Origin of the sequence: Haemophilus sp. oral taxon 851 str. F0397, from assembly GCF_000242295.1 — a bacterium.
GTDB lineage: Bacteria > Pseudomonadota > Gammaproteobacteria > Enterobacterales > Pasteurellaceae > Haemophilus.
The window spans coordinates 131,870-138,461 of sequence record NZ_JH591082.1 but is presented as its reverse complement, the minus strand read 5'-3'; the positions used below and the strand labels follow the sequence as shown (position 1 = coordinate 138,461).

The following is a 6,592-nucleotide window of genomic DNA, read 5'->3' as shown; positions in this document are numbered from 1 at the left end:
GAGGTGCTCTCCCAACTGAGCTAATCGCCCGATAATATTAAGGCAAAACCTTAAATTTTCGGTTTATTTAAACACTTTTAAGTGGTGGGCGATACCGGTCTCGAACCAGTGACCCCCTCCTTGTAAGGGAGGTGCTCTCCCAACTGAGCTAATCGCCCTTAATGTTGTGGGTTGGCATTATAGGGAGAATGCATTTTCAGTCAATACCTTTTTATTAAATTTTGTTTAATTGTCGTAAAAATAAGCATAAAATCCGCTTTTTTATTTAGAAGTCAAACAAGTCGTAGTAGAATAACGACTAATATTTTATTGAAGATAGGTTATAAAAATGAAACTAGATGCTCCTTTTAATTTAGATCCAAATGTAAAAGTGCGTACTCGTTTTGCGCCTAGCCCTACAGGTTATTTACATGTAGGTGGCGCACGTACCGCACTTTATTCTTGGTTATACGCAAAACATAATAACGGCGAATTTGTATTACGAATTGAAGACACTGATTTAGAGCGTTCAACACCAGAAGCAACTGCTGCAATTATTGAAGGAATGGAATGGTTAAATCTTCCTTGGGAACATGGCCCTTATTACCAAACTAAACGCTTTGATCGTTACAACCAAGTTATCGATGAAATGATTGAACAAGGCCTAGCATATCGTTGCTATTGTACTAAAGATCGCTTAGAAGAACTTCGTCATACTCAAGAACAAAATAAAGAAAAACCACGTTATGACCGTCACTGCTTGTACGATCACAGCCACTCTCCAGATGAACCGCATGTTGTACGTTTCAAAAACCCAACTGAAGGCTCGGTTGTATTTGATGATGCCGTACGTGGTCGCATTGAAATCAGCAACAGTGAGCTTGATGATCTTATTATTCGTCGTACAGACGGTTCGCCAACTTATAACTTCTGTGTAGTTGTAGATGACTGGGATATGGGAATCACACACGTTGTGCGTGGAGAAGATCATATCAACAACACGCCACGTCAAATTAACATTTTAAAAGCCATTGGAGCCCCAATTCCAACCTATGCGCACGTTTCCATGATTAATGGAGATGATGGTCAAAAATTATCTAAACGACATGGTGCAGTGAGCGTAATGCAATATCGTGATGATGGTTACTTACCGGAAGCTTTAATCAACTATCTTGTGCGTTTAGGCTGGGGACATGGCGACCAAGAAATTTTCAGTCGCGAAGAAATGATCAATTATTTTGAATTAGATCACGTTAGCAAATCAGCTAGCGCATTTAATACCGAAAAATTACAATGGTTGAATCAACATTATATCCGCGAATTACCGCCAGAATATGTGGCTAAACATCTTGAATGGCATTACAAAGATCAAGGCATTGATACAACCAATGGTCCTGCATTAACTGAAATAGTCACCATGCTTGCGGAACGTTGCAAAACCTTAAAAGAAATGGCTAGCTCAAGCCGCTACTTCTTTGAAGAGTTTGAAACCTTTGATGAAGCCGCAGCGAAAAAACATTTCAAAGGCAATGCTGCTGAAGCACTAGCAAAAGTAAAAGAAAAATTAACCGCACTTTCTAGCTGGGATTTACATTCTACTCACGAAGCCATTGAGCAAACGGCTGCTGAACTAGATGTAGGCATGGGTAAAGTTGGCATGCCATTACGTGTCGCTGTGACAGGTTCTGGTCAATCTCCATCAATGGATGTTACCCTAGTCGGTATCGGCAGAGATCGCGTACTTGCACGCATTCAGCGTGCTATTGATTTTATTAATGCACAAAATGCTTAATATTTAATCGGATAACAAACGCATAATAAAATCGTATTGACAGCCACATAGTCAAATTTTATTATGTCGCTGTCTTTTATGGGGATATAGCTCAGTTGGGAGAGCGCTTGAATGGCATTCAAGAGGTCGTCGGTTCGATCCCGATTATCTCCACCAAATTAATAAAGCAAGGTAAATCACTTTGCTTTTTTTGTATTTAAAAATCAGTATTTTAGCGCATTTTGGCACTCAATTTAACGCATAGTAACGCATAATGATCTGCACCCCAAAAGTTGGACTAAATAACCAACTAACTAAGTTTCAGATTTTTTATGACCAAATACAACACTCTTTTCAAACAACAAGTCATCGAATTTTATCTTCAAAATAGTAAAAATCGTTCACTTACTCGTAAACATTTTCAACTTGCCAGTAGAACATTGCGACATTGGATTAACCAATTTAATAATAGTGGAATCAATGGGTTAGCTGTGCTGGGGAAGAAGAGAAATTACTCACCTGAATTTAAACTTAACGTGATACAAGCGGTTAAAAATGGGCAGTTTTCTGCAGAAACAGCCTATTTATACTTTGGCATTGCCAATTCAAGTGAGATTAACCGATGATTGCAAGCCTTTGAAAAACAAGGTATAAACGGCTTAATCTCCAAATCTAAAGGTCGCCCAATCATGCAACCGAAATATTCTAAAATGCCACCTAAACCGAAAACACGAAAGGAAGAACTAGAATTGGAAAACTTGCGTCTTCGTGCGGAGAACGCAATCCTAAAAAAGTTGCAGGAGCTCAACCAACAACAAATGTAGAAAAAGCCGCTATCGTAAAGGCATTGCGCCTTCATTTTCCACTGTCCATTTTATTAGATTTAATCGGCTTGGCACGCAGTGTTTTCTTCTATCACTTGAAGACGAAAAACGATAAAAATGTAGCATTATTACAACCATGATCTCATTCAGGGGAAACTAAAAGGACTAAGCCCTATGGAGTACAGAACTTAGTCCTTAATTTAACAGTCTAACTTTTTGGGGGCAGATCAAAACCCACCTTTTTTAGATATTTAACTATATAAATTAGAAGCGATAAGATGCGCCTAAATTATATCGAATATCACGATAATTATGCGTTCCCATGTAATAGCCTACATTTGTCCATACGGAAAGATTATCTGTGATATGCCATTTATCAATCCCGACCTCAATATTTTTAAGATCTTTTATCCCTTTAATTGAAATCGCTTTTTCATCAGTTACTACACTTGTTTGATTGGTATGATGCCACCAATTTAATGCCAAATAAGGTTCGCCATGATTTGGGTGATTTAATGATTGTTGGTAAAAACGCACACCCAAACGTGTAACGAAATAACGAGGATTTAACACATCCAATTCTTCACCCATATCTGGTTTATGGAAGTGATTGTAAATAACCTGACCTTGTGGCTGAACGTAATAAGCATAATTATCTGTTTTGTTTAATAATTTATTGTATCCAGCCTCTAATGAAGCTTGAAGTGCGGTCGTTTTATAATCCGATCTTCCATCACTTGTATTCACTTTAGTTTTTAAGCGATTCACTTGGATCCAGCTATCAACATACCAGTTTGGTTTTTCCCATGTTGCGTAGAGCCCTAGAGAATATCCCTTTGAGATACTGCGTACTCTTTCATCATCTTCAACCAAATAAGTTTCTGATTTTTGACGCCCTAAACTCACATAGGCACCAGCTGTAAATTTGTTGGTTCCCTTGTTATATTTCAACGCATCATAGCCCAACTGTAGGGTATCTGAATGAGCATCGGCTTTTGAATCTACGCCATTAAGCTGATACTTCGTATTATGATGATAAACCCTTACCCAAGCTGTATGCTCCTCTGGTAATTTATCTTTCGCTACGCGATCATGGAATGTGTGAGTAAACAAATTTTGACTTGCCGCAAAGCCCGACACAATTCCCGCGACTTCCTTACGAAAAGTTGGGAGTTGTTCCAAATACCAGTTACTATAGCCACCATCATTTGCCACGTTATAAAACTTATACTTGTAGCGACCATATTTGTATTCAACGAGAGAAAACGCATTTTCATCCGATGATTGGGTTTGAACCAATTTCACTCGATTTTTCATTTTAGCCTCTAATTTTTTGGGATCCATAAAGGCAATTTTAGTTGTGCCACTTGCTTTTCCACCAACCTTAAGTAAATCAAACTCAGTTTCGCCCGCACTTGCATCGACATTCATTTTTAATAGGCTTTTTTCTCCAGCGCCAGTATAGTCCCCTGAAGTCACAAATTTTGTGCCTTGAAGACCATTATTAAATTCAATGGTGCCACTATTTTTAACATTGCCTGAAGTAGTTAACATACCTGTTAAACTCACTTTTCCTTCATTAGTAAAGTTTCCATTTACTTCAGCGTTAGACGTAACATTAATAGTACTACTATCTGTATTTGTTACTTCTGGGCTAATTAATTTTTTATCTGCCAATTCAACATTAGCTTCATTAAAAGTGATCGATTTGTCAAATTTAGCGTCAGATTCCTTAATCGCCCATTTCCCTTGCATTTCTAAATGCTCAAAACCAACATATTTATCCATACCGGCTTCAAGATTATGAAGCTCACTATTTTTATTTCTGCTCACGACAAGAGTTTCGTTGCTTCCATTAGCCTTCAACACACCAGCAATATTTGTATCTTCATTAACGATAACCCGAGTTGGAGCTGATTTTCTGTTGATACTTGACCCCATTAAAACTATAGAATGTTTTAAATCTACAGTTAATAGGTCACTATCCTGTCCATTATCCTTGATATCTAATAAGGCATCACCACGATTAACAATCAAGCCTTTCCCTGCGTTAACATTCAACGAATCTATGCTACCAGAGTTTATAAAATATCCATCTTTGAACTTCATATTTAAGGTTCCAGATACCGTTCCAGTATTTTCTCCCTGCAAATTTTCCGTGTTAATTTTGGTTGTATTGGTTAAAAATTCATCTATATAGTAATTATAATTAGACTTTGTCTCCTTATCTGGCTTTTTAGGAAGATTATCAAATTCTTTTCCACGCGCCTTGATAAATTCATCTATTGTCATTGGTGGTTTTAAAGATCTTTCAAAATTATATAGATCTATCTTAAACAGCTCCTCTGTTTCAACCATCTCCTCACTACATCCTGTAGTACCATCAACATTAATATAACACTCTATACCTCCTATGCTAATAGCGTCCTTAGGAGTATATGGATTAATCCAAGGTCCAGAAGAATATTCGTCTATAAATTTTTTATAATCTTTATAAGGCAAACGTTTTTCAGTACCATATTTCTTGGCAATATATTCATCTTTAGCCGCAATAAATTCATCTCTTTTTTTGAATTTATCACGATAAAACTCGTCTTCATATTTACGATATTTCTCTTGTATATAATCCTTAATGAGGGCTTGATCATAATGCCCTCTTCCTGCTTTAATAAACTCATCAATCGTCATAGGGGTATCATTTCTTGGGCCCATTACGCCTTTATTAGAAAAAATAAGAGTGCCTGCACCAATTGAAGAGTTAGACACTAAAGCATTTTCCTTATTTAAAAAAGTAACACGTTCTCCATAAAAATTAAATTTATCTAACATACTACCCGAACCTTCATTCTCTAATATTAAATTACCTGACGAAATCACATTCTTTATATTTCGTTGGTCCGGAGCAAAATTGCCTGGATGCTCCCTAGAGGCTAGTGACGTTATCTTACCTTTATTCTTGAAATAAAAATCTTCTGATGAATGAAGATATATCGCATGTGCTGTCTCGTTAGGTCCTTTTCCAGTGATATTTCCATTATTTTCAATATAAGCGAGATGTTCCACTCCTGGCTTTCCTGAAGTTCGATAATACCATTGATCAGTAAAAACTTCTGCACCAGATGCGAGCTTAGTATTGTTAATCAACTTCAAATTATTAACTTTATGATCTCCACCCCCTACATGAAACAGATAACTGCCTCCACTTTCGTTAGGCGTATCAAAAATCCCTGATATATTTTGATTTTCCTTTTTCGTAAGACTGAACTGATTGTCTTTAAAAGTATCATATGTAAGTTTTTCTTCTTTTTCCTTAATATCCTTAACGGCCTTATCTATATCATCTGCAATAGATTTTTTTCTAGCCTCATATCCTTCATTGTTAAGAGGTAAAGGTTTATTTTCTTCCGAATTAACATCTTGTGCATAAGCAAAAAAAGAAAGGCAAGAAAAAAGTGAGGCTTGAACAAACTTAGCTATAAATGATTTATGTAATTTCATGATTTTATTATCCTTGTTTGCGTTATCAAAAAGGGGGAAGATCAAGGTTATTGTCTGAATTTTATCGTAAGACTGTCCCATGGACATCGATTGATACAGTAGCCATCGCTTGATACACAATCAATACTGATGTAATGGAAAGTGCGGTTCGTTTTGAAACTGTTTTTGATGACCATTCTAAAATGGGACATTATATTTCAAAGATGATAGAGATAAAGAATCTTTACAATTCTTTACATTTCTAGTGAAAGAAACTATTAGGTTTTACTATAACTAAACTTTCAATTTTTCCACCGCACTTTGGGATTAACCTAGCGTTGCTAAAATAATTTGCTCTTGATCAATATGAATCCAAACCTGTTGTCCGATTTGCCATTGATTCGGCTGGTGGACTGTGGCACAAAATTCAATGTCGCTGTCAGCAAATTGAAGGATGGCTTCTTCTTCATTGAGTGATTTGATATTTACAGGGAACTGTCTTGTAGGATATGAAAAGCGTGTTCTTGCGTACGTTCTAATA

The 6,592-nt window shown here is 36.6% G+C and carries 3 protein-coding genes, 3 tRNA genes and 2 pseudogenes (1 of these 8 only partly in view); 4 read left to right on the top strand and 4 right to left on the bottom strand.

The annotated features are described in order from the left end of the window. Both HMPREF9096_RS0108855 and HMPREF9096_RS01115 read right to left on the bottom strand, forming a co-directional pair. Positions 1-30, bottom strand: a tRNA-OTHER gene (locus HMPREF9096_RS0108855); it reaches 40 nt to the left of the window's first position. A gap of 52 nt (positions 31-82) precedes the next feature. After that, a tRNA-Val gene (locus HMPREF9096_RS01115) sits at positions 83-158 on the bottom strand. Between the two features lie 170 nt (positions 159-328). On the opposite strand from HMPREF9096_RS01115, the gene gltX reads away from it, so the two are divergent. The 4 genes and pseudogenes from gltX to HMPREF9096_RS09530 all read left to right on the top strand — a co-directional run bounded on the left by gltX (position 329) and on the right by HMPREF9096_RS09530 (position 2,766). Further along, on the top strand, positions 329-1,771 hold the full coding sequence (gene gltX / locus HMPREF9096_RS01120) for a glutamate--tRNA ligase (RefSeq protein ID WP_009500857.1): 1,443 nt from the start codon (positions 329-331) through the stop codon (positions 1,769-1,771). A gap of 80 nt (positions 1,772-1,851) precedes the next feature. Then, positions 1,852-1,927, top strand: a tRNA-Ala gene (locus tag HMPREF9096_RS01125). Positions 1,928-2,082: 155 nt separating this feature from the next. Continuing rightward, a pseudogene (locus tag HMPREF9096_RS09270) lies at positions 2,083-2,702 on the top strand (helix-turn-helix domain-containing protein); the annotation flags it as partial. Positions 2,703-2,718: 16 nt separating this feature from the next. After that, positions 2,719-2,766 (top strand): hypothetical protein, encoded by a 48-nt coding sequence (locus tag HMPREF9096_RS09530; protein ID WP_367379035.1) that lies wholly within the window; start codon positions 2,719-2,721, stop codon positions 2,764-2,766. A 72-nt stretch (positions 2,767-2,838) separates the two neighbouring features. Here HMPREF9096_RS09530 and HMPREF9096_RS01140 read toward each other — a convergent pair whose 3' ends face one another. Together HMPREF9096_RS01140 and HMPREF9096_RS0108850 are read right to left on the bottom strand one after the other, a co-directional pair. Beyond that, entirely contained in the window at positions 2,839-6,072 is a 3,234-nt protein-coding gene (locus tag HMPREF9096_RS01140; protein WP_172633385.1) for an autotransporter outer membrane beta-barrel domain-containing protein, read from the bottom strand. Positions 6,073-6,378: 306 nt separating this feature from the next. Beyond that, positions 6,379-6,592: pseudogene (locus HMPREF9096_RS0108850) on the bottom strand (hypothetical protein); the annotation flags it as partial.

Coding starts and splice junctions, on each gene's coding strand:
- HMPREF9096_RS01140 (WP_172633385.1), bottom strand. CDS start 6,072: ATGAAATTACATAAATCATTTATAGCTAAGTTTGTTCAAGCCTCACTT.
- gltX (WP_009500857.1), top strand. CDS start 329: ATGAAACTAGATGCTCCTTTTAATTTAGATCCAAATGTAAAAGTGCGT.